The following is a 26,232-nucleotide window of genomic DNA, read 5'->3' as shown; positions in this document are numbered from 1 at the left end:
TACTAACTTTTTTTGTATTTTTTATTTTTTATCCTTATTTCCTATAGAGAAACTATTGATATAGCCAATGGGGTCTTTAGCGTCGTATTTGGTACCATCAATAAAATCGGTTGTGGCAGGCTTGTACCCATCTGTATTTGGTACATCGCTAGCAGGAATGTGTCCTTCGGCTACCAATAAATCGGCTGCTTTTTTCCAGATGTCTGGTCTGTAAATCTTTTTAATGGTTTCAGCATACCAACCTTCAGGTTTTGGAGCAGGAATTTGTCCCCATCTACGCATTTGTGTTAAGAACCAAATACCATCAGAGTAAAAAGGATAGGTAGCATTGTATTTGTAGAATACGTTAAAGTCTGGCATCTCACGTTTGTCACCTTTTTCGAATTCAAAAGTACCTGTCATGGAATTTGCTAATACCACTTCATCGGCACCTACATATTGAGGCATTGATAATATTTTAACAGCTTCGGCTCTGTTGCTTGGTTCGTCCAACCATTTACCCGCACGAATCAAGGCTTTGGTAACGGCAATGGTTGTGTTTGGGTTTTCTTCAACAAACTTTTTAGTCATAACAAACACTTTTTCTGGGTTGTTTTTCCATATATCATAGTTTGTTACGACTGGCACACCTATCCCTTTAAAAACCGCTTGTTGGTTCCATGGTTCGCCCACGCAGTATCCATAAATAGTGCCTGCTTCAAGAGTTGCTGGCATTTGTGGTGGCGGTGTTACAGATAGCAATACATCGGCACCAATTTGTCCTTGTACATTATCGGCTGTGTACATCCCTGGGTTTATTCCTGCTGCTGCTAACCAATATCTAATTTCATAATTGTGTGTAGATACAGGGAATACCATACCCATTTTAAAGGCGTTACCTTTGTTTTTGTATTCTGTAATTACAGGTTTTAAAGCATCTGCTTTTATGGGGTGAACGGGTTTGCCATCGGCATCTTTTGGTACATTTGGTTTCATTTTAGCCCAAACATCGTTAGAAACGGTAATACCATTTCCATTCAAATCCATAGAATAAGCGGTTACTAATTCCGCTTGTCTACCAAAACCAGCACTTGCGGCTATTGGTTGTCCTGCAAGCATATGTGAACCATCTAATTGGCCATCAATAACACGGTCTAAAACATTTTTCCAGTTCGATTGTGCTTCTACAGAAACGAATAAACCTTCGTCTTCAAAAAAGCCTTTTTCTTTGGCAATGGCTAGAGGTGCCATATCGGTTAATTTGATAAACCCAAAAGTTAATTGTGGCTTTTCAATATCTAATGTTTTTGTTTTTGAAGCTTCGATTGTAAGGTCTTCAGTTGATGCCTTTTTTGTTTTTCCACCACAGGCACTTAGTAATAGCCCTAGTGATAAGATACATGTTGATTTTGTTAATAGTGATTTCATATGACTTGATTTTATTTAATAAGTATTAATACTTAATTATAAGACAAATATATAAGTAGTAACCTTTCTATTTTATGATAAACAACACGTAAACACCTCTTTTTTAAACATGTAAAAACCTGCTAAATAATAGGTTTTTATGATAATTCACTGAAAATAAGTAGTTTAATGCTGTTAAATATAGTGGTAAGTAATACGTATTAGTACGTAAAACGGAAACAATTTAATTGTAAAGGAGGGGTGTAAAATGAATAAAAATTAGCTGTCTAGGTAAAAATGGTGCTCGCTAATTTCGTTTTTAAGAGCTTGAACATCTACAATGGCAATCCTTCTACCATTGGCTGTAATCAGTTTTTCTCTTTTTAAAGTTGAAAAAACACGTATTACCTGTTCTTCGGTAGTACCGGCATAATCGGCGTATTCTTTTCGGCTTAATGGTAGGTTCAAAAAACCTTTTACATTGCCAAATTTTCTGAGTATATATAATAAGGTGTCAACAACCCGTTCTCGAACGGTCATTTGGGAAATGGTTTTTACTTTTGATTCACTTCTGTTAAGTTCGTTGGCATAAAAGAGCATAAAATCGTAAGCAAATCTCGGATTGCTCAATAAGGCCTCTTGTAAATTTTGTTTAGAAAAATAGCACAATCGGGTATCTTCCAAAGCAATGGCGCCAATGGAGTAGTGTTCTTCGGTACCAAAACCACGATGCCCGATAATTTCACCTTCTTTAGCAAACCTAACAATTTGTTCCCTGCCATTTATACCTGTTCTAAAAACCTTTACTTTTCCTTTTAAAACAAAAAACAACCCGTTTACAGGTGCGCCTTCCATGATGAATTGTTGCCCTTTTTTACATCTAAGATTGTTTTTTTCGGTAATTAGTTTAGAACCGTCAAACGCTAATAGATTTTTCTTGATTAGGCAACTGCTATTTTCACAAGAAAAACAGGAAGTATTATCTATAACGCGTTTTCTTATGATGTTGGTAGGAGTGTGAATTGTTCTAGTTTGCAAATTAAGTTGATTTGCATCAAATATACGTATTAGTACTTAATTTTAAACAATAAATACGTATTTTTATAACATCTATAAAATATGTAAGGGTATGTTGTGGAGTGTTTAATAATATATTCAATATTTTGTATACTACGTATTTATTTATAATTCTAGATTGAAAAGAATTGGGGTAAAAATCAAATCGTTATATTTGTAAAGATATAACGATGCTCGATTATGATTTCTGTTAGTGAAGCCATTCAACTTGTTGAAAAACAAAGTCTACCACTTTTAAAAAGCACATATAAACCTGTTGAAAAATCTGGAGGTTATAAGCTTTTTGCTGATGTGGACTCTCCCATTAATATGCCGCCTTTCAGGCAATCGGCTATGGATGGTTATGCTTTGAACTTACACAATAACCTAAATTATAACCTTATAGGAGAAGTGAAAGCGGGTGATGGGCATCAACTTATTTTAAAACCCGGTCAAGCGGTACGTATTTTTACAGGGGCTCCTGTTCCTGATACCGCCAATGCGGTTATGATGCAGGAAAAAGTGGTTGTTGATGGAAATGTTATTACAATTCAAAATCAAATAGAAATTAATGTAAACATTCGACCTTTAGGTGAACAGGTTAAAAAAGGAGAACTCGCTTTATTAAAAAACACTAAGTTAACTCCAGCGGCTATTGGTTATTTAAGTTCGCTAGGAATTTCAAAAGTTAAGGTGTTTAAAAAACCATCCATCGCATTAATTACTACGGGTAATGAATTGGTGGAAGCAGGTGCCGATTTAGACTACGGAAAAATATACGAGAGTAATTCTAATATGCTTTTAAGTGCGCTTTACAGTTTGAAATTTTATGATGTTACCATCCATAAAGTGGAAGATGATTATGAAAAAACTCAGTCAAAGTTAAATAGTGTTATTAATGAAAATGATTTGGTAATTATTACAGGAGGTATTTCGGTAGGTGATTACGACTTTGTTGGCAAAGCATTAAGTGCTTTAAATGTTACCGAGCATTTTTATAAAGTAAAGCAAAAACCTGGAAAACCCTTATTCTACGGAACAAAAAATAATACATCCATATTTGCATTACCAGGTAATCCTGCTGCTGCTTTAACTTGTTTTTATGTGTATGTATATATCGCATTGCAAAAAATGATGAATAATGATGTTGTAGCGTTACCACGCATAAAAGCAATCTCTGTTTCTAATTTTAAAAAAAATGGAGATCGCCCACAATTTTTGAAGGCTATTTATAATAATAATCAAGTTGAAATTTTAGAAGGTCAAAGTTCTGCCATGCAGCAAACGTTTGCTATCTCAAATGCTTTGGTATTTATGCCTGAAGATGATTCAGCTATTGAAACAGGAGATTCAGTAGAAGTTATTTTGCTCCCCATTTAAATATAACTTATGAGCTATAAAATAAAAAGCCGAATATGGATTGAATGCGACGAGCATGTACTTTTAGGTGAAGGTCGTGTACAGTTGTTAAAAGCTATTGAAGAAACAGGCTCCTTATCAAAAGCAGCAAAAACTTTAAATCTATCTTATAAAAAAGCGTGGAATTTAATAGACTCTGTAAACAAATCGGCTAAAAAACCAGTGACTATAAATTCAACCGGTGGAAAAGGTGGTGGAGGTGCGGAATTAACCGAATATGGTAAAGCCTTAATTCTGGTTTTTGATGAAATCAACCAAAATTGTTGGGAGTTTTTAGATAAGCAGTTGGTTAAAATTGAGAGTTTGTAGTCCATAATCATTAAAAAATAATCAATAGTAAAAATGCTTGAAACCCAAAACATCACCATCTTTTTAATACTACTTCCCATTGTAGCGTTTCTTTACGCCAGTGTAGGTCATGGTGGTGCTAGTGGTTATTTGGCATTAATGGCTTTGTTTTCATTTGCACCAGAGACCATGAAGCCAACAGCACTTTTATTGAATCTTTTTGTGGCAGGTATTTCATTTTATTATTATTACAAGGAAGGGTATTTTAATAAAAAATTGTTTTTATCATTTGCAATAGCGTCTATTCCTTTAGCTTTTTTAGGAGGTACTATAGAAATTGATGCTTCCCTTTATAAAAAAATATTAGCTGTTTTACTGGTGTTTGCCATTTTAAAAATGCTCAACGTTTTTGGAAAAGAAAATGACTCTATAAGAGAAGTTAAACTATGGCAAGCACTTTTGCTAGGTGGTGTAATAGGCTTCTTTTCAGGTTTGATAGGCATTGGAGGCGGCATCATTTTAACACCATTAATTTTATTACTCCATTGGGGAAACATGAAACAAGCGGCGGCAGTTTCGGCGTTGTTTATATGGGTGAATTCTGCAGCGGGACTTGTTGGGCAATTAAGTAGTGGTATGTATTTAGAAAGCAGCATATTTGTTTTTGTTGCTGTGGCACTTATTGGTGGAGTGCTTGGTGGGTATTTAGGAAGTAAAAAAATAAACAATCAATCGTTGCGATATATGTTAGCCTTTGTACTTGTAATGGCCTGTTTTAAATTAATGTTCATATAAAATGATAGATAAAAAAGACATAACGGGCATTATTTTATCTGGTGGAAAAAGTTCGCGTATGGGGAATGATAAGGGTTTCTTGTTGTATGATGGAAAGCCGTTCGTTCAGTATAGTATTGACGCATTGAAGCCATTAGTATCACGTATAATGATTGTTTCCAATAATGAAGATTACGATGTGTTTGGGCTAGAACGTATTGAAGATGTTATAGAAAATGCAGGTCCATTGGCAGGAATTTATTCGGGGTTGAAACAATCTTCAACAACATATAATTTAGTGCTGAGTTGTGATATTCCGTTAATTTCAACAGAAATTTTAAAGAAGTTAATAGATGCTGTTGAAGGCGATTATGAAGTCATTCAAATAAAAAGCCAAGGCAAGAACATGCCACTTATTGCGCTTTATAAAAAATCGTGTGAAGATGTGTTTTTAAAACTTTTGAAAGATGGGGAACGACGCTTACAATTTGCAGTAAACCAATGCAAAGTGAAAAATGTGATATTGAATAATGAAGAAGTATTCTTCACAAAAAACATCAATACGCCTGAACAATTAAACGACATTCTAAAATGAAAATTACTGTAAAATATTTCGGAATGATAGCAGAAATAACACAATGCGATGAGGAAATTATTGATTTTTCAGGCAGTATGATGTCTGAATTTTTAAAAATAGTGCATTCAAAATACCCTGAACTAAAAAACAAAGATTTTCAAATAGCTCAAAATCAAGAATTGGTAGCGTTAAAAACAAGTGTAACAGGTCAAGAATTAGCATTATTACCGCCGTTTGCGGGTGGATAATTTATGTTTTAATGTTGAGTCGTTTAAATGTTTAAACGACTCAACGAATAAACAATTCAACAAAAATGAATAGATATAACAGACATATCATCCTTTCAGAAATCGGACAAACCGGTCAAGATAAAATATCGAATGCCAAAGTATTGGTGATTGGTGCGGGTGGACTAGGGTGTCCCGTGTTGCAATATTTAACAGCGGCAGGTATTGGTCAATTAGGTATTGTAGATTTTGATGTGGTTGAATTATCCAATTTACAGCGTCAAATTTTATTTGGAACTTCTAGTTTGGGTCAAAATAAAGCAGAGGCTGCAAAAAAACGATTGGAAGATTTAAATAAGGATATTACTATTATAGCTTACGCTGAAAAGTTAACCTACCAAAATGCTATAGAATTATTCAGCCAGTACGATATTATTGTTGATGGCACTGATAATTTTGAAACCCGTTACCTTATAAACGATGCTTGTATTATCACGAACAAACCACTTGTTTTTGGTGCTATTTTTAAGTTTGAAGGTCAGGTGTCTGTTTTTAATTATGAAAACGGACCAAGTTACAGGTGTTTGTTTCCAAATCCACCAGAAGAAAATACCGTTCCTAATTGCTCTGAGATAGGTGTGTTAGGCGTATTGCCAGGAATTATTGGAAGCATGCAAGCCAATGAAGTTCTAAAAATTATTTTAGGAATTGGTAATGTGCTTTCAGGAAAATTACTTTGTTACAATGCACTAACATCACAAACTATGGTATTGAAAATAAGTAAATCGGAAGCAACAATTCATGCTGTTTTAAAAGAGAAAGATGCCTTTAGTAATAAACAAGTTGATTTTAATTGTGAGTTTGTTCCCAAAGTTATTTCTATAAAAGATGTTTTTTCAAAAGAAGATGTTCAATTTATAGATGTTAGGGAAGTGCACGAACTCCCAAAAGTAGATAGCATTAATGTTAGTGCCATTCCTTTAAGTGAATTGGAAAATTCCATACATAAAATAAATTCCGAGAAACAAAAAGTGATTTTTTGTCAATCGGGAATACGTAGTAAAAAAGCGGTTTCATTACTTGAAAAGCTCAATATTACTAATTGTTTTAGTCTTAAAGAAGGTGCTTTAGCAATAATTAAACATATAAACGAACAACAAAAAGCATCAACGGATGTCAGATAAAAAACTAAAAACTGTATTTAAAGAAGGCGCTATTTCTTCAGAATTTATTGGAGAAGCTATCGCCAAACATCAAACTAAAACAAGTATTGGTGCTCACAATATTTTTTTGGGTCAAGTAAGAGCCGATGTCATTAATGGTAAAACCGTTTCAGCCATCGAATACACCGCTTACGAAGACATGGCAAACCAAAAGTTTCACGAGATTAGAGAAGTTGCTTTTGAGAAATTTGAACTAACCTGTATGCATATTTACCACAGTTTAGGCGTGGTGAAAGCAGGCGAAATTTGTCTATTTGTGTTTGTGTCATCACCAAGAAGAAAAGTGGTTTTTGATGCTCTAGAATTTATAGTTGAAGAAATAAAAGCAAACGTACCCGTTTTTGGAAAGGAGATTTTTGAGGATGATACACATCAATGGAAGAAAAACACGTAAGTGTTTTTGTTTAATCGTGGATTTGTTTAATCGTTAAATCGTTAAAATGTCGTATAAATTTTCATTTGAGAAACTAAATGTTTGGATCGATTCTAAGGAATTGATTAAACTTATATATAAAGTAACTAAAGAATTTCCAAGTGATGAAAAATTTGGATTAACTAATCAGCTTAGGAGAGCTTCAGTTTAGATTGCCTCAAATTTAGCAGAAGGGACATCTAGAAATACAAGCAAAGATAAAGCTCATTTTACAACACTTGCTTTCAGTTCATTAATGGAGGTATTAAATCAAATTATAATAGCTAGAGAATTGGATTTTTTAAATGAAGAAAATCATCAAATATTAAGATTGGAAATTGAAAAAGTGTCCAATAAACTTAATGCTTTAAGAAACTCTCAGTTAAACAATTAAAGAAATTAACAAATCAACGAATCAAAAAAATGGTAGATATCACACATAAAACCTCCACTTTACGCACCGCAGTAGCACAAGCCATTGTAAAGGTTAGTAAACCCGATACCATTACAGCAATACAAAACAATATGGTTCCAAAAGGGAATGTATTTGCTATGAGTAAAGCTGCTGGTTTATTAGGTGTAAAACGCACGCCTGATATTTTACCCGACTGCCATCCATTACCCATAGAATATACGGGTGTAGAATACGAAATAAACGGACTAGAAATAACCGTTTTATTCACAGTAAAAACCATTTATAAAACAGGTGTTGAGGTTGAAGCGATGCATGGAGCGAGCGTGGTGGCTTTAAATATGTACGATATGCTAAAACCTATTGATAAAGGAATCGAGATTCATCATATTAAATTGTTACATAAAAAAGGCGGGAAGTCCGATTTTAAAAACCGTTTTAGAACAGATATTACCGCAGCTGTGATTGTGTGTTCCGATACTATTTCGGCAGGAGAAAAAGAAGATAAAGCAGGAAAAGCTATTATTGAAAAGCTAAAAATATGCGCTGTTCAAATCGAAGCTTATGAGATAATTCCAGATGAACTGGAAGTGATTCAAATGAAAGCAAAACAGTATCAAGAACATGGTGTTGACTTAATTATTTATACAGGAGGCACGGGACTCTCAGCACGTGATGTTACACCAGAAGCTTTAATACCACTTTTAGATAGGCGCATTCCAGGAATTGAAGAAGCCATTCGTAATTATGGTCAAGATAGAACGCCTTATGCCATGCTATCAAGAAGTGTAGCAGGTACTATCAACAATACATTGGTATTGGCACTGCCAGGATCGACTAACGGAGCTAGTGAATCTATGGATGCTATATTTCCATCGGTATTGCACATTTTTGGGATATTGAGAGGTGCTAGACATGACTAAAATGTGTATTCGTGGAATTGTTAAGTCCGTTTAAACAATTACACAATTCAATGATTCAACAATCAAACAGGACAAAGAAATGAGTGAAAACAAAAACATATTACAAGATTTACATGGTAGAAACCATGCGTATTTGCGCATTTCTTTAATTGAACGCTGTAACTTGCGCTGTTCCTATTGTATGCCTGAAGAAGGTGTACCACTGGCGCCCAAAAGTCATTTAATGACCTATGAGGAAATATACGAAATAGCCAAAACCTTTGTTAAACATGGTGTTACAAAAATTAGGTTAACTGGTGGCGAACCATTGGTGCGTAAAGATATTCCTGTGATTTTAGAAAAATTGGCAACCCTTCCAGTGGAGTTATCAATCACCTCAAACGCTGTTATTATTGATAAATTTATTGATGTTTTAAAGGAGCATGGTGTCAATAAAATCAATCTGAGTTTAGATTCCTTAGACAGAGAGAAATTCAAATATATCACACGTCGCGACCAATTCGATATCGTTTATAAAAACATGTTACTTTTAATAGAAGAAGGTTTTAATGTAAAAGTGAATGTGGTATTGATAAAGGATTTTAATGAAAATGAAATTATCGACTTTATTAATTTAACCAAAGATCTACCTATAGTTGTTCGTTTTATAGAATTCATGCCTTTTGATGGGAACAAATGGGATATGGGTAAAATGGTTTCCTATGCAGAAGTGATGACTTATGTAAACGCTTCTTTCTCCAAAGAAAACATTCAACGTTTACAAGATGCGCCAAACGATACTTCCAAAAATTATAAGATATCAGGTTATAAAGGTAGTTTTGCGGTGATTAGTTCGGTAACAAATCCGTTTTGTGATTCTTGCAACAGATTACGACTCACAGCTAACGGACAATTAAAAAACTGTTTATTTTCTTCAACAGAGTCCGATTTATTAACAACCCTTCGATCTGGAAACTCTATTGAACCGGTCATTCGAAAAGCTGTACAAGCAAAGTTGAAAGTCCGTGGAGGCATGGATACTTTAGAGAAACTACAAGAACCCAAACTTCATAATAACAATAGAAGCATGATTACGATAGGAGGGTAGGTTGGTTATTTGTTATTCGTTGATTTCCTAATAACTTAATTAGGGACCACAAAGAATAGAACTATTTAGCTAACACTTTTCATCTTAAAAAATTATTAAAATTTTAAATAGGATAAGTTTGTCCGTTATTTAATTTAAGTCTAAATTTGCATTCTAATTTAGGTAAATACTCTTTCATGGAAATTTTGTGTTTAAAATGAAGACAGTTTTGTCCTTTATTAAAAAAGTTATGAATTACTCAGTAAACGTAATAGGAACAGATAACAGTTTAGTAAAGATACCATTCAAAACTTATGAGTATCCAAACTTAATGGAATTAATTATTGATACTCATTATGAAGATATTGGCGCATGTTTAGGAAAAGGATTGTGCGGTACGTGTCATGTAAAAATCGTTGCAGGTAAATTGGATAACACAATGGATTCGATAGAACAAGAAACACTAAGTAAAACATATAATACAGATTCAAATAGCAGATTGGCTTGTCAAATTATGCTAACAAATCAAATTGATAAAATGACTTTTAAAATTATAACTGATAATAAAATAAACCTTTAAAACTATGAATACAGCATCATTAGTAGACGCTATAACCTACCAAGAAAACAAACCGACAGTAACCGTTTTATTAAAAACGAATACAACAAAAGAAATTAGAATTGTTATGAAAGAAGGGCAGAGCATGAAAGAACACAAAGCACCCTATCCAATCGTTATTGAATTATTTGAAGGCAGTATTGATTTTGGTGTAAATGGAGAAAAGCAACTCCTTAAAAAAGGCGATCTCATTACGTTGGATGAAAATGTGCCGCATGATTTAACCTGCGTTTCAGATTGTATCATCCGTTTATCTCTTTCAAATTTTGATAGTGTTGAACGTGTCAATAATGTGAATAACTAAAACCGATTATAAATTAAAATTAATTACCATGAAAAAAATATGGATTGCATTTATTAGTGTTGTAACACTGTCGTTTATAACACTTATTTGGATTGGAACAGAGGTATACCAAACACAGCCTCCAATACCAGAAACTGTTATTATAAAAGAAACTAAAGATATTCTTTATACAAAAGCAGACATCCAAATCGGTCAAAATGTTTGGGAGTCTATTGGTGGTATGGAAGTAGGCTCTATTTGGGGCCATGGGAGTTATGTAGCGCCCGATTGGACTGCCGATTGGATTCATAAAGAAGCCGTTTTTATGCTCGAAGCTTGGTCTCAAAAAGATTATAATACAGCTTATGATAATTTAGATGTAGAAAAAAAAGCAGCTTTAAAAGCACGTTTAATTAAAGATATTAAAACAAATACTTTTAATGAATCGGATGAATCTATTACTATATCTGAAAGTAGATTAGCTGCCATAAAAGAAAATATTAAACACTATACGTCTATTTTTTCAGAAGGAAAAGAAGAATATGCCATTCCAAAAGGTGCATTGGTAAATCCTGAAAAATTAGAGCAACTCAATGCCTTTTTATTCTGGACATCTTGGGCTGCCAGTACCAACAGACCTCAAAAAGATTATACTTATACGTCTAACTGGCCACATGAACCATTAATTGATAACAATATTACTAAAGACTCTTTAATATGGTCTGGTTTATCTATCGTACTCCTTTTATTATTCATTGGTATTTTAACATATTATTATTTAGTGAATCATGAAAAAGGGGAGTTGTTAACCAAGCCAGACAGTGACCCACTAACCAATCTAAAATTATTTAAATCGCAAAAAGCCATTTTGAAATACTTTATAGTTATTTCATTATTGATTGGTTTGCAAGTTATTTTAGGTGTTATCACAGTGCATTACACGGTGGAAGGACAAGCGTTCTTTGGTTTTGATTTATCAAGTATTTTGCCTTATTCGGTTACTAGAACTTGGCATACACAATTAGCTGTTTTCTGGATTGCTGCGACGTGGTTAGCTACAGGCTTGTTTTTAGCACCTATGATTTCGGGTAAAGAAATGAAATACCAATGTTTTGGAATCAACTTCTTATTTATTGCCCTAATCGTAATTGTGTTAGGTTCTATGTTGGGGGAATGGTTAGGAGTACATCAGTTTTTAGATTTAACTACGAATTTCTTTTTCGGGCACCAAGGTTATGAATACATGGATTTAGGTAGGTTCTGGCAAATATTTCTTGGTATTGGGTTGGTGCTTTGGGTACTTATGGTTAGCAGACACATTCTTTATGGAATTCGTAAAAAAGACGAGTCTAAAGATTTATTAATTATATTATTAATATCCGTCATGGCTATTGGTATGTTCTTTTTCTCTGGTTTAATGTATGGAGAAAACAGTAGTTTACCTGTTATTAATTATTGGAGATGGTGGCTGGTGCATCTTTGGGTTGAAGGCTTCTTTGAAGTATTTGCAACGGTGGTTATAGCTTATATATTTTCAAGACTTAAAATTATATCTGTAAAAACAGCTGGTAGAGTTTCTATTGCTTCTGCAACCATTTTTTTAGCAGGGGGTATTATTGGTACTTTACACCATTTATATTATTCAGGAACCCCCGTTCAAGCCATCGCATTAGGAGCCACTTTTAGTGCTTTAGAAGTTGTACCATTAACACTTATGGGCTTCGAAATTAGAGAAAATTGGAACCTTTTAAAAAGTAGACAGTGGATGCAAAAATACAAATGGCCCATCTTTTTCTTTATAGCTGTTGCTTTTTGGAATTTTGTGGGTGCAGGCGTCTTCGGTTTTTTAATTAATCCACCCATTGCATTGTATTACATTCAAGGGCTGAATACGACCGCTGTACATGCACATACGGCATTATTTGGTGTATATGGCATGTTAGGGATGGGATTCATTTTAATTTGTCTGCGTTTTTATTCAAACAGAGTTTGGGAGAATAAAAAGTTGAAACGTGCATTTTGGTTATTAAACATTGGTTTGGTAGCGATGGTGGTATTGAGTTTATTACCTATAGGTATTATTCAAGCATATACTTCAATTACAAAAGGTTATTCATTTGCTAGAGAATCGGAGTTATTGTATTCACCAACAGTTCAAACGTTGAAATGGATGCGTATGATTGGAGATATTATATTTTCGGTTGGAATTTTCTATTTCTGTTGGTTTACTATCGATGAAAGTATTTATAATTTCAAAAGAAAAAAAGTGAATGGCGCGTAAGTAAATAAAATAGTTCTTAATGAAATCGGCAACTTTTAAGCTTCTTAGTTTAGAAGTTGCTTTTTTTTTAATGAAATCATTTTAATACATTATTTATAAAACGAATATTCAAACTAAAAGATACATTTCTTACATTTAAGCCATAAATAATGTGTATGCTTAAAAAAGTTTTTGGAAGTGCTGTTTTTGGTGTAGAAGCAACAACCATTACCGTTGAGGTAAATGTGGATACAGGTATTGGATATCATTTAGTAGGATTGCCCGATAACGCTATTAAAGAAAGTAATTACCGTATTGCGGCGGCGCTTCAAAACAATGGGTATCGTATTCCTGGTAAAAAGATTATTATTAATATGTCGCCTGCCGATTTACGGAAAGAAGGTTCTGCTTACGATTTAACTTTGGCAATAGGTATATTAGCCTCCACCAATCAAATAAAAGATGACGATTTAGAACGTTATATCATTATGGGCGAATTGTCGCTTGATGGTACCTTGCAACCCATTAAAGGGGCTCTGCCTATTGCTGTAAAAGCAAGACAAGAAGGTTTTAAAGGGTTTATTCTGCCAAAGCAGAATGCCAGAGAAGCCGCAATTGTTGATAATTTAGAAGTTTATGGTGTTGATACTATTAAGCAGGTTATTAATTTTTTTGACAAAGGAGAACCCTTAGAACAAACCATCATTAACACCCGTGAAGAATTCGAGAAAAATTTAGATTTTCCTGAACATGATTTTTCTGATGTAAAAGGGCAAGAAGGTATAAAACGCTGTATGGAAATTGCAGCAGCTGGCGGTCATAACATTATTTTAATTGGACCACCTGGCGCTGGAAAAACCATGTTAGCCAAACGTCTGCCAAGTATTTTGCCACCCATGACACTTCATGAAGCTTTGGAAACTACAAAAATTCATTCGGTAGTGGGGCGCGTTAAAGATACAGGGTTGATGGCGCAACGCCCGTTCAGGAGCCCTCATCACACAATTTCGGACGTCGCTTTAGTCGGGGGTGGGGCATTTCCACAACCTGGAGAAATTTCCTTATCACATAATGGGGTTTTGTTTTTAGATGAATTACCCGAATTTAAACGTGGGGTGTTAGAAGTATTGCGTCAGCCTTTGGAAGATCGAGAAGTGACTATTTCGCGTGCGAAGTTTACCGTTACCTATCCATCATCCTTTATGTTGGTGGCGAGTATGAACCCAAGTCCGGGTGGATATTTTAACGACCCCAATGCACCTGTAACCTCAAGTCCTGCGGAAATGCAACGGTATTTAAGCAAAATTTCTGGTCCCTTGTTAGATCGTATTGACATTCATATTGAAGTAACGCCTGTGCCTTTTGAAAAATTATCGGAAGACCGGAAAGGAGAAACTTCGGTTGATATTAGAAAACGGGTCACCCAAGCCAGAGAAATACAAACCGAACGCTTTAAAGAAAGTGATGCGGTGCATTATAATGCGCAAATGAATACCAAACAAATTAGAAAGTATTGTGTGTTGGACGATGCTTCAAAGCAACTTTTAAAAACTGCTATGGAACGATTGAATTTATCGGCTCGTGCTTATGATAGAATTTTGAAAGTGTCAAGAACGATTGCCGATTTAGAAGGTATTGAAGACGTGAATGGCTCTCATATTAGTGAAGCGATTCAATATAGAAGTTTGGATCGTGAAGGGTGGTTGTGGTAACGAATTCCTACTAAGACAGGAATTTAAAAGTAATTTTACTAGCATAATTGTCACGTGTTTTTTAGTAAGGTGAAATCATAACAATATAGAAAGGTAGAAAGTATAAATCACATAACAAAAGCAAGTAGAGGATTCCTCGTTGCTCGGAAAGACAAAACTAGGATCCTAATCGCTTAACTTTATGACATTATGCTGGCGTTCGCAAGAATTTTTATATGTTGGTACTAAGTTCGATCAAGAAAGAAAAATAAACTAGCGAGTACATGAGTATGTTAGTTTTTTGTTGTGATTTATTATCTGTTTTTTGTATATTTAGTATGCTTTTTTAGGTTTCTACTTTTTTAACGTTAGGACATTTTATCTATACTATAACTATACTATAACCATGGTATAACCATCCTATAACTACGGAGTATCTACGGGTGAATTATGGCGTTGACCCTTCCTAAAATAATTATACAGATTATTAAACAAATCCTGATATAATTATACAACTCTAAATTTTTGGTATTAGATCTTTTAAAGGCACTTAAACTGTATGTGATTTATTATGCCTTTTGGTTCCTCGCTGTTGCGAGCGTCTTATTTGTAGAAGTACAAGTAACGTACTGTGTTTACAATTTAAAAACTAATTTTTGACGACACCAGCAAGATAGATGTATATAAAAAAAGAACGAAGTTTTGCTTCGTTCTTTTTTTATATTAAACTTCGGATGAATTCAAAGTATTAAGGAATGTTTTTTTCATAAGTGAAAATAACTTTACTATCAATAAGAGCATTATTTACATCTTTAAAACGGAGATTGCTAGTATAAGAAAATTCAGTGTCATCTTCATTAATCTCAATAGCAGTATAATCAGAAGAACAGTTGGTTACAAATGTTAATAAGCCTCCGTTTAGTGCCCAAGTTCCACGAGCCTCTAAATCCTGACAATCCGTTACATTTAGACCTTGTTTTAATGTGTAATTTCTGTTGTTTTCAAAATTATAAGCCAAATCGTTTTGACAATCAGAATTTTGAGCGAAAATGTCTGTTGAAGGATTCTCAACATTATCATCGGTTAAATCAATTTCTTTATCAGCAACAATACTCTTTAAATTCCAATTTCCTGTAAATGCAGTTTCGACTTCACTCAGTGCACCTGTAAGCGCATCTGGACAATCGGGGCCATTGTCGTTATCACAACTAACAGTTAAAATACCTACTATCATTAAGCTATTTAGCAATAAAATTGTTTTTTTCATAATTCAATGTTTTTAATTCTCTTTAAAGATGCCGAAAAGATAAAATAGTTGCGTCAAAAAACAAAAAAGTTTTAGTTTAAAATGATTTTTTTGAATAATTTGTTTGTATGTTACTGATTGTTAGGTTAACGTATAAAATTACATGATAATAATTTCATTGTATTTTGTATTTGTTTGTAATTAAGTGGAAAGATGGTTATAAGATACTTTATAACAATTATTAAAAACTGTTTAAAAGGTTTAAATTTACGCTTAACAATAAGTTGATTTAGAGGGCTAAACACCAAAAAACGCAAAAATTAATAAAGGCAAAACCGTTTAAAGTGCGTCTTAAAGTATTGAAAATTAATTTTATGAAGAAATATTTATTCTTAATATTAGCAAGTGCAATTGTAAGTTGTAACCATTCAAAAGAAGAGAAAAATAAAATATCTAATAATGAAATAGCTCCAAAACCAATTCTAAATTTGGACCAAGCCAATCGTTTAGCCCAATTGCCATTACATTGCATGGATATAGAGTACCCAAATAGGTTGTCTCAAACATTGGGAGGAGATGTGGATTTAAAGTCGCCCAAAACATTACATCCCGCCTTTTATGGTTGTTTCGATTGGCATTCGGCAGTTCACGGTCATTGGAGTTTAGTAAGTCTGTTAAAACAGTTTCCCAACTTGGATAATGCCGATGACATTAAACAAAAATTACTTCAAAATATCTCTAAAGAAAATATAAAAACCGAAGTAAACTATTTTTATGGCATCCATAACAAATCCTATGAACGCACTTATGGCTGGGCGTGGTTGCTAAAACTTGCAGAGGAATTACATACGTGGGATAGTGAAACGGCGAGACAATTAGAAAATAATTTACAACCTTTAACCGATTTAATTGTTGGAAAATACATGGAGTTTCTGCCTAAGTTAAATTATCCCATTCGAGTAGGAGAGCATCCAAACACTGCATTCGGGTTAAGTTTTGCTTGGGACTATGCCAATTCATTAAATAATACCGCTTTAAAATCCATCATTGAACAACGTGCAAAAGATTTTTATCTATCCGATGCAAATTGTCCTATAACATGGGAGCCAGGTGGTACTGATTTTTTATCACCTTGCTTAGAAGAAGCGGCACTCATGAAGCGTATTTTAAAAACTGAAATATTTAAATCATGGTTAGACAAATTTTTGCCCCAACTAAAGAATAAAAGCTTTATATTGGAAACAGGAAAGGTTTCCGATAGAAAAGATGGCAGTTTGGTGCATTTAGATGGTGTTAATTTTTCACGTTCTTGGAGTTTAAATACCATTGCAGAAAATTTACCCGAATATAAGCACTTAAAAAACTTAGCTAACCAACATATAAATTATTCGCTATCAAGTATTTTTGAAGATAGCTATGAAGGAGGTCATTGGCTAGGTAGTTTTGCTATTTATGCGTTGAACACCACTTCTAAATAATATAAATACAGCTTGTGAAAATCCAAAGGATTGATATTAATGTAGATGTAGGTGAAGGTGTTGGTAACGAATCGCTTTTAATGCCTTATGTGTCGTCCTGTAATATTGCTTGTGGTGGACATGCGGGTAATAATAAAACCATGCGTAAAGTGGTTAAATTAGCAAAGCAATACCGTGTTAAAATTGGTGCGCACCCATCCTTTCCTGATATTGAAAATTTTGGGAGAAAACTTATGGATATGCCTTGTGTGACGTTGTTTACATCATTAAAAGAACAGATAAGCGATCTCATGGCTATAATAAGCGAAGAAAACACCATGTTACATCATGTGAAACCTCATGGAGCCTTGTATCATATGGCCGCTACAGATACTAAAATTGCTACAACTATTATTGAAGTTATGAAAAGTATAGCACTACCAGTTAAACTTTATGTGCCTTATAAGTCGGTTATTGAAATCTTAGCAATTCAAAACAATATCCCCATTACTTATGAAGCTTTTGCCGATAGAAATTATAATGATGATTTAACACTAGTAACGCGTAATGATAGTAATGCCATAATTCATGATTCGAACGCCATGTTAGAACATGTATTCCATATAATTGATAAGCAAAAAGTAAAAACAATAACAGGAGCGGATATACCTATAAAAGCAGAAACATTTTGTGTGCATGGTGACAATCTTCATGCGGCTGAATTACTTAAAAACCTACGCAGTAATTTGGAAGCGAGAGGTGTTAAAATATTATAAATTATGGCTTTCAATCTTGTATATAAACGTTTTGGTGCGTGTTCTATTTTAGTAGAATGGCCAGCGGTTATTGAAGAAGAAATTTTAAAAGATATAATGATATTTAAAACAGCTATAGAAAAAAATAACATTAAAACTATTGTTGAATTAAAGCACGCATATAACTCGTTATTAATTAGTTATAGTTCGTTTTTAGAAAGTTTTAAAAATGAGTCTGATAGGCTTAAAAACTTATACAAATCATTAAATTTTAAGAATGACACTGTGTCAGTATTATGGAGAATTCCTGTATGTTATGATGCTGTTTTTGGAATTGATTTAGAAACTATTTCTGTGGAAAAAAAGCTTTCAAAAGACATGATTATTAAGCGTCATTCTGAATCTATATACACGGTTTACTTTATTGGCTTTTTGCCAGGCTTTTTATACTTGGGAGGTTTAGATGAATCCCTTTATATGGCTCGAAAAACAACACCACGTTTACAAATAGAAAAAGGTGCGGTGGCTATTGGTGGTAATCAAACAGGTGTGTACCCTATGTCTAGTCCCGGAGGTTGGCATGTTATTGGTAATTCACCTATTGCATTTTTCAATCCTAAATTAAAATCCCCTTGTTTTGCGAAAGCAGAAGACCGTATTGTTTTTGAACCCATTTCTTTAAAAGAATACCATAACATTAAGGTTTTGGTAGAAGCGGGAGTATTTCAATTAAAAAGCGAGGTGTTTCATGGTTAAAGTATTAGCTCCAGGTTTGTATTCAAGTATTCAGGATTTGGGACGCATTGGTTTTCAGAAGTATGGTGTCCCGTATTCGGGTGCAATGGATGTGTATTCGGCAGCTTTAGCAAACCATATTTTAGGAAATAATGAAAATGATGCGGTTATTGAAATGACTATGACGGGGGCTAAACTTCAATTTAACAGCCAAACCTGTGTGTGTATTTCGGGTGCTGCTATGTCCCCTAGAATAAATAACAATACTATAAAACATAATAAAAATATAAAAATAAACGTAGGTGATGTGCTGTCTTTTGGGAAATTAAGCAAAGGCTTTAGGTGTTATTTGGCTGTTTCTGGTGGTTTTAAAACTGAAGAAGTCATGGGGAGTCGAAGTATGTATCTAGGTGTTACCGATCAGTTTAAACTTTATAAAAACGATACCTTATTAATAAACGAAAATAATTCATATACAGGTATTAAGAATGCTTCAGTGAAAGTAAATAACAGATATTTTACAACTAAAGAAATAGATGTTTTTAAAGGTCCTGAATTTGAGTTTTTGTCTGAAAATGAGCAGGCGTTTTTATTTAAAAAAGAGTTTACTATTTCGAAAGACAACAACCGTATGGCCTATCAACTATCTGAACCTTTAGAAAATAGTTTAAAACCTATTATTACATCGGCTGTACTTCCTGGTACGGTTCAATTAACACCGTCGGGTAAATTGATTATTTTAATGCGAGATTGTCAAACTACAGGTGGTTACCCGAGAGTGTTACAACTTAAAGAATCGGCTATCAATATTTTGGCTCAAAAGTTTACAGGTGGCTTGATAAATTTCAAATTATAGTAATGAATTGCTAATAAATAGTTTGTTTTATTTCTACCGTTTCTTTTTGGTTATTTTCTAGATATTTTTTATAGATTTTTGCATTTCTAACTTGAAGAGGGGCATTTGGAGATTTTATATTGGTTGAAGTACCTATTCTGTCGGCTCCTGCTTCTAGGTATTTAACTGCGGTATCAAAGTCTTCTATACCTCCAGAAACCATTATTTTAGCTTGGTCTTTTACGGTTTTCTTAATAATTTTGGTAGCTGTTAATGTGGCTCCATTTTTCGAAAATCCAGTAGAAGTTTTAATAATATCTACATGCGCATCTAAGCAAATATTACATGCTTTGATAATTTCATTTTTATTTAATTCAGAAATTTCAATAATCACTTTTAAAGGTGTATTATTTATTGCCATTTTTACATCGATAATATCTTTTAAAACAGACACGAAATTTTTGCTTTTAAGAAAACCTAAATTCATAACCATTTCAATTTCATCAGCACCATCTTCAACAGCCTTATTAGCATCATAAACCTTTGCAGGTGTAGAGGTGGCCCCTAAAGGAAAACCTACTACAGATGCTATTTTTACAGGAGTGTTTTCTAAAAGTTGCTTTGCTAAAGCTACATACGCCGTGTTGATACAAACCGCATAAAAATTATTTAGTTTAGCTTCGTGACACAGGTTTATAACATCTCGTTCTGAAGATGTGGCTTTTAATAATGAATAATCAATATATGCGGATATGTCCATGGTGATAAGTAGGCTTTGAGGGTTTATTTATTTGTAAACAGAGTTACTACTAAATCCTGTAGGCTTGGGGACTACAATTATGCTAATTTAGCCATATTAATTTACCTATTATCGACTTTGTGTATTTTTTTATTAACTATGTTATTAACTTTTTTAACATAAAAATAATATGTTCAAATTTATTGAATTACCTCCAAATAATTAGAGTTTATTCAAGTAAAAAAAATGGTGATTGTACCTAAAACAATCACCATTTAATTTAGTAATAAAAACGAGCTAACAACATATGATACTAAAAAATCAGTGATTTTTTAAAATCTTGTAAATCAGTTTTTTATTAATTCATCTTGATTTCTAAAAACTAATTTATCATCAAAAGCATCTAATAGTATAATGCTATCAGTTGTTACTTTGCCTGCTAAAATTTCTTTACTCAAGGCATTTAATACGTCTTTTTGAATCACACGTTTTACAGGACGCGCACCATATTCCGGATTGTATCCCTTATCGGCTAAATAAGTTATCGCTTCTTGAGTGGCATCAAACGTAATGCCTTGTTGTCCAATCATTTTTGTGATGCCTTTAAGTTGTAATTTAACAATGGCAGTTATATTGTCTTTGCTTAAAGGTGTAAACATGATAGTGTCATCAATTCTGTTTAAGAATTCCGGACGCACACTTTGTTTTAAAAGAGCTAACACGTCTACTTTAGCAGCTTCAATAGCAGAATCAATATCTTTAGTAGCCTCAAAACGTTCTTGTATAATCTGGCTTCCTATATTGGAGGTCATGATGATAATGGTGTTTTTAAAATCGGCTATACGTCCTTTGTTATCGGTTAAATGACCTTCATCTAAAACTTGCAAAAGAATATTGAAAGTGTCTGGATGTGCTTTTTCAATTTCATCCAACAGTACCACAGAATATGGTTTACGTCTTACCGCTTCTGTTAATTGTCCGCCTTCATCATAACCAACATACCCTGGAGGTGCTCCAACCAATCTGCTTACGGCATGACGTTCTTGGTATTCGCTCATATCTATACGAGTCATGGCGCTTTCATCATCAAACAAATATTCCGCTAATGCTTTGGCTAATTCGGTTTTACCTACTCCTGTAGTTCCTAAAAACAAGAAAGTACCTATAGGTTTTTTAGGGTTTTGTAACCCTGCTCGACTTCTGCGAACCGCATCACTCACTGCTTCAATAGCTTCTTCTTGACCCACCACACGTTTGTGTAATTCGTCTTCCAGTTTTAATAACTTTTCACGTTCGCTTTGTAGCATTTTTGTAACAGGAATACCAGTCCACTTGGCAACTACTTCGGCAATATCATCATAAGTAACTTCTTCTTTTATTAGAGAGTTTTCAGATTTTGCTTCTAATTCCGTTTGAAATATTTCTAATTGCTCTTGAGCTTCTTTTATTTTGCCATAACGCAATTCGGCTACTTTACCGTAATCGCCATCACGTTCAGCACGTTCTGCTTCTAATTTGAAGTTTTCAATGTTTTGTTTGGTGTTTTGAATGTTTTCAACCACCTCTTTTTCACTTTTCCACTTCGCATTTAATTCATTGCGTTGTTCCTTAATGTTTGCTAAATCAGAGCGTAGTACTTTAAGTTTGCTTTCGTCCTTTTCGCGTTTAATAGCTTCGATTTCAATTTCTAACTGCATTACCTTTCTATCTAAAACATCCAATTCTTCGGGTTTAGAATTGATTTCCATGCGTAATTTAGCAGCAGCTTCATCCATTAAGTCAATGGCTTTATCTGGTAAAAACCTGTTGGTAATGTAGCGTTGTGATAATTCTACCGCACCAATAATAGCCTCATCTTTAATACGAACTTTATGGTGGGTTTCATATTTTTCTTTAATACCACGAAGTATAGAAATGGCACTTTCGGTATCTGGTTCATCAACCATGACTTTTTGAAAACGGCGTTCTAGTGCTTTGTCTTTCTCAAAATATTTTTGATACTCATCTAAAGTCGTTGCACCAATAGCGCGCAATTCACCTCTTGCTAAAGCGGGTTTTAAAATGTTTGCGGCATCCATGGCACCTTGACCGCCACCAGCGCCAACAAGTGTGTGTATTTCGTCTATAAACAGTACAATATCACCTTCGCTGGTTGTTACTTCTTTTATGACGGCTTTTAAACGCTCTTCAAATTCACCTTTATATTTAGCACCTGCAATTAAAGCGCCCATATCTAAAGCGAAAATTTGTTTGTCTTTTAAATTTTCAGGAATATCACCATCAATAATTCTGTGTGCTAAACCTTCAGCAATAGCTGTTTTCCCAGTACCAGGTTCCCCAACTAAAATAGGGTTGTTTTTGGTTCTACGTGATAAAATTTGAAGGATGCGTCTAATTTCTTCGTCACGACCAATAACGGGGTCTAGTTTGCCATCTTTAGCAAGTTGGTTTAAATTTTTAGCATATTTATTTAAGGCATTATAGGTTTCTTCTTGACTTTGAGAAGTTACGTTTTCACCTTTGCGTAATTCATTGATGCTGGCTGTAAGCGCCTTTTCAGTAACACCTTGATCTTTTAACATTTGTGCTATTTTACTATTCGATTTAAAAACAGCAATGATTAAATGTTCTACTGATACATAATCATCTTTCATTTTTTTAGCGATTATAGCAGCTTCGTTAAGTGTTTTATTAGCTTCACGAGACAACATAAGTTCGCTTCCAGTTACTTTAGAAAAACTTTCTAACTGTTTATCTAGCGCCTGTTCCAAGATGTTAATGTTTACATTCAATTTTTTTAAAATGAATGGAAGTACGTTTTCATCAACTTCAAAAATCCCTTTAAAAAGGTGTTCGTTTTCAATTTGTTGATGTCCAAAACCTTGGGCAATTTGTTGTGCTTGCTGTATGGCTTCTTGCGATTTTATGGTATAATTATTTAAGTTCATATGTAATTAGTTTTGTAATTCCCTTGAAGAAGGAAATCTTATTAATACTTTCTTTCTCTTTAATGTAAAGTGTAAATCTTTTTTATTGTTTTACTTTTACAACTTGTATAAGTCAATAATCTTACCAGTACGATTTTAAAGACAAAATGTCGGTTAAAGGCTGGTTTCGAGTGACTTTTAGTCAGTTTGTAAGATTTGAAAATGATTGCGACTTACATACATATAATATAAAATTACAACAAACATTTTGCTTTCGCAGAATAAAGAAACATAGTTACATGGGTATATTTAATAAATTATTTAGTGGTTCAACCGAAGAAAAAAAAATTAAAACCTTACCGTGGATTCCATTAACCACATTGGAACAATTACAAGATATAGAAACAAAATCTAACAGCAAAACACAGGTTATTTTTAAGCATTCAACCCGATGTGGTATCAGTCGTATGGTGTTAAAACAATTTGAAGCAGATTACCATCTTACCGAAAGTCATCTGGATTTGTATTATTTAGATTTGTTGAATTACCGCGAGATTTCAAACGAAATAGCAACTAAATTTAAAGTTCTACACGAATCGCCACAGTTGTTGGTTGTGAAAAATGGGGAAGTGGAAGCTTATGAAAGTCACGGTGGTATTAATAGTTTAGATTTAAGTTCATTTATTTAAAGGTTTTGTATTAATGGAATCGGAGTATTTGTTCGTTTACGGCACGTTATTAAAAGACTTTGAGAGTTACATGTCTAAGTTTTTAGAACAAAACTCTGAGTTTGTGGGTGCAGGCTATTTTAATGGAAATCTTTATAAAATTTCGTGGTACCCAGGTGCTGTTTTAAGTGATAAACCTTCCGATAAAGTGTACGGGCATATTTTTAAAATCTTCAATAAAGAAAAAACCTTTAAAGTTTTAGACGATTATGAAGGCATTGGAGACACAGGTGAGCACGCTAACGAATACACACGCACCCTCATTGATGCCTATCTAGAAACTAATGAAACCGTAAAAACATGGATGTATAGTTATAATTTACCAACAACACATTTACAACACATTCCATCTGGTAAGTATGTGTAATTTTGGCAATTCATTTTTTCATCCATTAGAAAACACTTTGGGCATTGCTTTACCCGAAAAATTCACATTTCCGTTTTATTACGAGCCACATCCCTTGAGTGTAATGGCTGCAAAACAATTGCAAGAGTATTTAGAAAACCAAACCGATTTTATTCATAATTTCGGATTAAAACCCAATCAAAACGGACTGGTAATAGGTAAAATGTTTGGGGTTATGGTGGTTAAAACTGCTGAAGGTACTTTGGGATATTTAACTGCATTTTCAGGAAAATTGGCAGACAGCAATCATATAAAAGGTTTTGTACCTACGGTTTACAATACTTTAAATGAAGCTGGTTTTTATAAAAAGGGTGAAACGCAACTAAACGCTATTAATGCAGAGATTGAAATTTTGGAACAAGATCCAGAGTATAAAACAGCTCAAACAAACCTTATAAATAGTAAAATTGCTTTCGCGGAAGAACTAAACACACTTAAAGCCAAAATTAAATCGGAAAAGCAACTTAGAACCCAGCAACGTGAAGCTGCAAAACTGAGTATGGCTGCTGAAGTTTATGCGGAATTTATTGAAACTTTAAACCAACAAAGCATCGGGTATCAAATACGTTTAAAGCATGTAAAAAAAGATGGCGAACAGCGTATACAAGAAGCCGAGTTACATTTGAATAGCTTAACGCAGCCCATTCAAGAGTTGAAAACCAAGCGTGCAACTTTATCGGCATCGTTACAACAACGTATTCACGAGCAATATCAGTTTTTAAATGCCGAGGGAGATACGAAAGATTTACTTGCAATTTTTAAAGAGACTACATCACCTGTGCCACCAGCGGGTTCTGGAGAATGTGCAGCACCCAAGTTGTTTCAATATGCTTATGAAAACAATTTGAAACCTATTTGTATGGCGGAATTTTGGTGGGGTGCCTCACCAAAATCGGAAGTACGGAAACACCAACAGTTTTACCCTTCGTGTAGAAGTAAGTGCGAACCCATTTTAGGGCACATGATGCAAGGGTTGTTGGTGGATGCTAACCCCATTGAAACCCAAATTGTTTTTAATCAGGTCTTAGACATTGTTTATGAAGACGCCTATTTATTGTTGGTAAACAAACCTCACGAATTTTTATCGGTACCTGGAAAAAACATCCACGAATCGGTATTAAGTAGGATGAAAGCATATTTACCTAATGCTACCGGACCTTTGTTATTGCACAGGTTAGATATGTCTACTTCGGGTTTGTTATTGGTAGCCAAAAGTAAACGGGTGTATAAACAGTTGCAAAAGCAATTTATAGAACGTAGTATAAAAAAACGTTATGTCGCGGTGTTAGATGGTGAATTACTTAATATGGAAGGCACAGTAAGCTTGCCGTTACGTGTGGATTTAGATAACCGCCCCCAGCAACTGGTGTGCTACACTCATGGTAAACCAGCTACCACTCACTACGAAGTTGTTGGCATAGAAAACGGAAAAACCCGCATTTATTTTTACCCTATTACAGGGCGCACCCATCAATTACGTGTACATGCAGCCCATAGCGAAGGTTTACAAATACCTATTGTTGGAGACGATCTCTACGGCACTAAAGTCAACCGACTCCACTTACATGCGGAACGCATTAGTTTTACGCATCCTATTACTAAAGAAGAACTTACGGTTTGTTGTGAGGTGCCTTTTTGATTTTTCATTTTTGTTTATAACTCTTTGTAACTGTTTATTTGTTTTTTTAAAATTTTGGTGGGAAAATTCTAAATTTGATTATTGAATGATATAGATTATAAAAGAACGTTCTGCCAAGTAATAATAACAAAACAAAATGAGGATTTTTG

General features: G+C 33.9%; 25 protein-coding genes and 1 pseudogene. 21 read left to right on the top strand and 5 right to left on the bottom strand.

From position 1 onward, the window contains the following. Positions 1–21 precede the first annotated feature (21 nt). Positions 22–1,407: a CmpA/NrtA family ABC transporter substrate-binding protein gene (locus QLS71_RS18350; RefSeq protein ID WP_308992275.1), complete on the bottom strand. Its 1,386-nt coding sequence runs from the start codon at positions 1,405–1,407 to the stop codon at positions 22–24. A 258-nt stretch (positions 1,408–1,665) separates the two neighbouring features. After that, complete coding sequence (locus QLS71_RS18345; RefSeq protein ID WP_308992276.1) at positions 1,666–2,424, bottom strand: Crp/Fnr family transcriptional regulator; 759 nt, start codon at positions 2,422–2,424, stop codon at positions 1,666–1,668. Between the two features lie 219 nt (positions 2,425–2,643). Between QLS71_RS18345 and QLS71_RS18340 the strand changes: the two genes are divergently transcribed. The 14 genes and pseudogenes from QLS71_RS18340 to QLS71_RS18275 all read left to right on the top strand — a co-directional run bounded on the left by QLS71_RS18340 (position 2,644) and on the right by QLS71_RS18275 (position 14,637). Continuing rightward, complete coding sequence (locus QLS71_RS18340; RefSeq protein ID WP_308992277.1) at positions 2,644–3,822, top strand: molybdopterin molybdotransferase MoeA; 1,179 nt, start codon at positions 2,644–2,646, stop codon at positions 3,820–3,822. A 9-nt stretch (positions 3,823–3,831) separates the two neighbouring features. Next, a complete protein-coding gene (locus tag QLS71_RS18335) occupies positions 3,832–4,170 on the top strand; it encodes a LysR family transcriptional regulator (RefSeq protein WP_308992278.1) in 339 nt (112 codons plus the stop codon). A 33-nt stretch (positions 4,171–4,203) separates the two neighbouring features. Further along, on the top strand, positions 4,204–4,944 hold the full coding sequence (locus QLS71_RS18330; protein WP_308992279.1) for a sulfite exporter TauE/SafE family protein: 741 nt from the start codon (positions 4,204–4,206) through the stop codon (positions 4,942–4,944). A gap of 1 nt (position 4,945) precedes the next feature. Beyond that, on the top strand, positions 4,946–5,518 hold the full coding sequence (locus QLS71_RS18325; RefSeq protein ID WP_308992280.1) for a molybdenum cofactor guanylyltransferase: 573 nt from the start codon (positions 4,946–4,948) through the stop codon (positions 5,516–5,518). Beyond that, positions 5,515–5,748: a MoaD/ThiS family protein gene (locus QLS71_RS18320; protein ID WP_308992281.1), complete on the top strand. Its 234-nt coding sequence runs from the start codon at positions 5,515–5,517 to the stop codon at positions 5,746–5,748. Before QLS71_RS18325 ends, QLS71_RS18320 begins: the two co-directional genes overlap by 4 nt. A 65-nt stretch (positions 5,749–5,813) precedes the next feature. Beyond that, complete coding sequence (locus QLS71_RS18315; protein WP_308992282.1) at positions 5,814–6,911, top strand: HesA/MoeB/ThiF family protein; 1,098 nt, start codon at positions 5,814–5,816, stop codon at positions 6,909–6,911. Then, positions 6,901–7,344 carry a molybdenum cofactor biosynthesis protein MoaE gene (locus QLS71_RS18310; RefSeq protein WP_308992283.1) on the top strand — a complete coding sequence of 148 codons (444 nt, stop codon included), beginning with the start codon at positions 6,901–6,903 and terminating at the stop codon, positions 7,342–7,344. The genes QLS71_RS18315 and QLS71_RS18310 overlap by 11 nt, the downstream gene beginning before the upstream one ends. Positions 7,345–7,390: 46 nt before the next feature. Beyond that, positions 7,391–7,756, top strand: a pseudogene (locus tag QLS71_RS18305) (four helix bundle protein). Positions 7,757–7,776: 20 nt separating this feature from the next. Then, positions 7,777–8,697: a bifunctional molybdenum cofactor biosynthesis protein MoaC/MoaB gene (gene moaCB, locus QLS71_RS18300; protein ID WP_308992309.1), complete on the top strand. Its 921-nt coding sequence runs from the start codon at positions 7,777–7,779 to the stop codon at positions 8,695–8,697. Positions 8,698–8,776: 79 nt separating this feature from the next. After that, positions 8,777–9,784 (top strand): GTP 3',8-cyclase MoaA, encoded by a 1,008-nt coding sequence (gene moaA, locus QLS71_RS18295; protein WP_308992284.1) that lies wholly within the window; start codon positions 8,777–8,779, stop codon positions 9,782–9,784. Between the two features lie 229 nt (positions 9,785–10,013). Beyond that, a complete protein-coding gene (locus QLS71_RS18290) occupies positions 10,014–10,343 on the top strand; it encodes a 2Fe-2S iron-sulfur cluster-binding protein (RefSeq protein WP_308992285.1) in 330 nt (109 codons plus the stop codon). Between the two features lie 4 nt (positions 10,344–10,347). Next, the gene (locus QLS71_RS18285) at positions 10,348–10,686 is read left to right on the top strand and encodes a cupin domain-containing protein (protein ID WP_308992286.1); all 339 of its coding nucleotides are present in this window, start codon (positions 10,348–10,350) and stop codon (positions 10,684–10,686) included. Between the two features lie 28 nt (positions 10,687–10,714). Further along, a complete protein-coding gene (locus QLS71_RS18280) occupies positions 10,715–12,946 on the top strand; it encodes a nitric-oxide reductase large subunit (RefSeq protein ID WP_308992287.1) in 2,232 nt (743 codons plus the stop codon). A gap of 155 nt (positions 12,947–13,101) precedes the next feature. Further along, the gene (locus QLS71_RS18275) at positions 13,102–14,637 is read left to right on the top strand and encodes a YifB family Mg chelatase-like AAA ATPase (RefSeq protein WP_308992288.1); all 1,536 of its coding nucleotides are present in this window, start codon (positions 13,102–13,104) and stop codon (positions 14,635–14,637) included. Positions 14,638–15,364: 727 nt separating this feature from the next. On the opposite strand, the gene QLS71_RS18270 is transcribed toward QLS71_RS18275, so the two are convergent. After that, a complete protein-coding gene (locus QLS71_RS18270) occupies positions 15,365–15,883 on the bottom strand; it encodes a DUF5004 domain-containing protein (protein WP_308992289.1) in 519 nt (172 codons plus the stop codon). Between the two features lie 353 nt (positions 15,884–16,236). Here QLS71_RS18270 and QLS71_RS18265 point away from each other — a divergent pair, with 353 nt between their 5' ends. Genes QLS71_RS18265 through QLS71_RS18250 form a run of 4 tightly spaced genes read left to right on the top strand, consistent with a single transcriptional unit; the run spans position 16,237 to position 19,665 of the window. Continuing rightward, positions 16,237–17,340, top strand: coding sequence for a DUF2891 domain-containing protein (locus QLS71_RS18265; protein ID WP_308992290.1), 1,104 nt, complete (start codon positions 16,237–16,239; stop codon positions 17,338–17,340). Between the two features lie 14 nt (positions 17,341–17,354). Then, positions 17,355–18,095, top strand: a complete 741-nt coding sequence (gene pxpA / locus QLS71_RS18260) for a 5-oxoprolinase subunit PxpA (RefSeq protein ID WP_308992291.1) — start codon at positions 17,355–17,357, stop codon at positions 18,093–18,095. Between the two features lie 3 nt (positions 18,096–18,098). Next, positions 18,099–18,830, top strand: coding sequence for a 5-oxoprolinase subunit PxpB (gene pxpB, locus QLS71_RS18255; protein WP_308992292.1), 732 nt, complete (start codon positions 18,099–18,101; stop codon positions 18,828–18,830). Then, entirely contained in the window at positions 18,823–19,665 is an 843-nt protein-coding gene (locus QLS71_RS18250) for a biotin-dependent carboxyltransferase family protein (RefSeq protein WP_308992293.1), read from the top strand. Before pxpB ends, QLS71_RS18250 begins: the two co-directional genes overlap by 8 nt. A gap of 10 nt (positions 19,666–19,675) precedes the next feature. Here QLS71_RS18250 and deoC read toward each other — a convergent pair whose 3' ends face one another. Both deoC and clpB read right to left on the bottom strand, forming a co-directional pair. Then, a complete protein-coding gene (gene deoC, locus QLS71_RS18245) occupies positions 19,676–20,404 on the bottom strand; it encodes a deoxyribose-phosphate aldolase (protein ID WP_308992294.1) in 729 nt (242 codons plus the stop codon). A gap of 326 nt (positions 20,405–20,730) precedes the next feature. Further along, positions 20,731–23,331 carry an ATP-dependent chaperone ClpB gene (clpB, locus tag QLS71_RS18240; RefSeq protein ID WP_308992295.1) on the bottom strand — a complete coding sequence of 867 codons (2,601 nt, stop codon included), beginning with the start codon at positions 23,329–23,331 and terminating at the stop codon, positions 20,731–20,733. 278 nt (positions 23,332–23,609) lie between these two features. Between clpB and ytxJ the strand changes: the two genes are divergently transcribed. The 3 genes from ytxJ to QLS71_RS18225 are packed head-to-tail and all read left to right on the top strand — an operon-like array spanning position 23,610 to position 26,083. Continuing rightward, entirely contained in the window at positions 23,610–23,999 is a 390-nt protein-coding gene (gene ytxJ / locus QLS71_RS18235) for a bacillithiol system redox-active protein YtxJ (RefSeq protein ID WP_308992296.1), read from the top strand. 13 nt (positions 24,000–24,012) lie between these two features. After that, positions 24,013–24,405, top strand: a complete 393-nt coding sequence (locus QLS71_RS18230; RefSeq protein ID WP_308992297.1) for a gamma-glutamylcyclotransferase family protein — start codon at positions 24,013–24,015, stop codon at positions 24,403–24,405. Further along, entirely contained in the window at positions 24,398–26,083 is a 1,686-nt protein-coding gene (locus tag QLS71_RS18225; protein ID WP_308992298.1) for a pseudouridine synthase, read from the top strand. The genes QLS71_RS18230 and QLS71_RS18225 overlap by 8 nt, the downstream gene beginning before the upstream one ends. Positions 26,084–26,232: the final 149 nt, after the last annotated feature.

Source organism: Mariniflexile litorale, from assembly GCF_031128465.2.
Taxonomy (GTDB): domain Bacteria; phylum Bacteroidota; class Bacteroidia; order Flavobacteriales; family Flavobacteriaceae; genus Mariniflexile; species Mariniflexile litorale.
Note: the sequence above shows the minus strand (reverse complement) of the source record. Positions and strands in the feature narration are given on the sequence as shown.

Bases quoted from the DNA above. Each gene is read 5' to 3' on its own strand.
- QLS71_RS18280 (WP_308992287.1), top strand. From the start codon at position 10,715: ATGAAAAAAATATGGATTGCATTTATTAGTGTTGTAACACTGTCGTTT.
- QLS71_RS18290 (WP_308992285.1), top strand. From the start codon at position 10,014: ATGAATTACTCAGTAAACGTAATAGGAACAGATAACAGTTTAGTAAAG.
- QLS71_RS18265 (WP_308992290.1), top strand. From the start codon at position 16,237: ATGAAGAAATATTTATTCTTAATATTAGCAAGTGCAATTGTAAGTTGT.
- QLS71_RS18250 (WP_308992293.1), top strand. From the start codon at position 18,823: ATGGTTAAAGTATTAGCTCCAGGTTTGTATTCAAGTATTCAGGATTTG.
- QLS71_RS18310 (WP_308992283.1), top strand. From the start codon at position 6,901: ATGTCAGATAAAAAACTAAAAACTGTATTTAAAGAAGGCGCTATTTCT.
- QLS71_RS18325 (WP_308992280.1), top strand. From the start codon at position 4,946: ATGATAGATAAAAAAGACATAACGGGCATTATTTTATCTGGTGGAAAA.
- ytxJ (WP_308992296.1), top strand. From the start codon at position 23,610: ATGGGTATATTTAATAAATTATTTAGTGGTTCAACCGAAGAAAAAAAA.
- QLS71_RS18275 (WP_308992288.1), top strand. From the start codon at position 13,102: ATGCTTAAAAAAGTTTTTGGAAGTGCTGTTTTTGGTGTAGAAGCAACA.
- QLS71_RS18330 (WP_308992279.1), top strand. From the start codon at position 4,204: ATGCTTGAAACCCAAAACATCACCATCTTTTTAATACTACTTCCCATT.
- QLS71_RS18315 (WP_308992282.1), top strand. From the start codon at position 5,814: ATGAATAGATATAACAGACATATCATCCTTTCAGAAATCGGACAAACC.
- moaA (WP_308992284.1), top strand. From the start codon at position 8,777: ATGAGTGAAAACAAAAACATATTACAAGATTTACATGGTAGAAACCAT.
- QLS71_RS18340 (WP_308992277.1), top strand. From the start codon at position 2,644: ATGATTTCTGTTAGTGAAGCCATTCAACTTGTTGAAAAACAAAGTCTA.
- QLS71_RS18270 (WP_308992289.1), bottom strand. From the start codon at position 15,883: ATGAAAAAAACAATTTTATTGCTAAATAGCTTAATGATAGTAGGTATT.
- QLS71_RS18335 (WP_308992278.1), top strand. From the start codon at position 3,832: ATGAGCTATAAAATAAAAAGCCGAATATGGATTGAATGCGACGAGCAT.
- clpB (WP_308992295.1), bottom strand. From the start codon at position 23,331: ATGAACTTAAATAATTATACCATAAAATCGCAAGAAGCCATACAGCAA.
- QLS71_RS18350 (WP_308992275.1), bottom strand. From the start codon at position 1,407: ATGAAATCACTATTAACAAAATCAACATGTATCTTATCACTAGGGCTA.
- QLS71_RS18320 (WP_308992281.1), top strand. From the start codon at position 5,515: ATGAAAATTACTGTAAAATATTTCGGAATGATAGCAGAAATAACACAA.
- pxpB (WP_308992292.1), top strand. From the start codon at position 18,099: ATGGCTTTCAATCTTGTATATAAACGTTTTGGTGCGTGTTCTATTTTA.
- deoC (WP_308992294.1), bottom strand. From the start codon at position 20,404: ATGGACATATCCGCATATATTGATTATTCATTATTAAAAGCCACATCT.
- QLS71_RS18285 (WP_308992286.1), top strand. From the start codon at position 10,348: ATGAATACAGCATCATTAGTAGACGCTATAACCTACCAAGAAAACAAA.
- QLS71_RS18225 (WP_308992298.1), top strand. From the start codon at position 24,398: ATGTGTAATTTTGGCAATTCATTTTTTCATCCATTAGAAAACACTTTG.
- QLS71_RS18230 (WP_308992297.1), top strand. From the start codon at position 24,013: ATGGAATCGGAGTATTTGTTCGTTTACGGCACGTTATTAAAAGACTTT.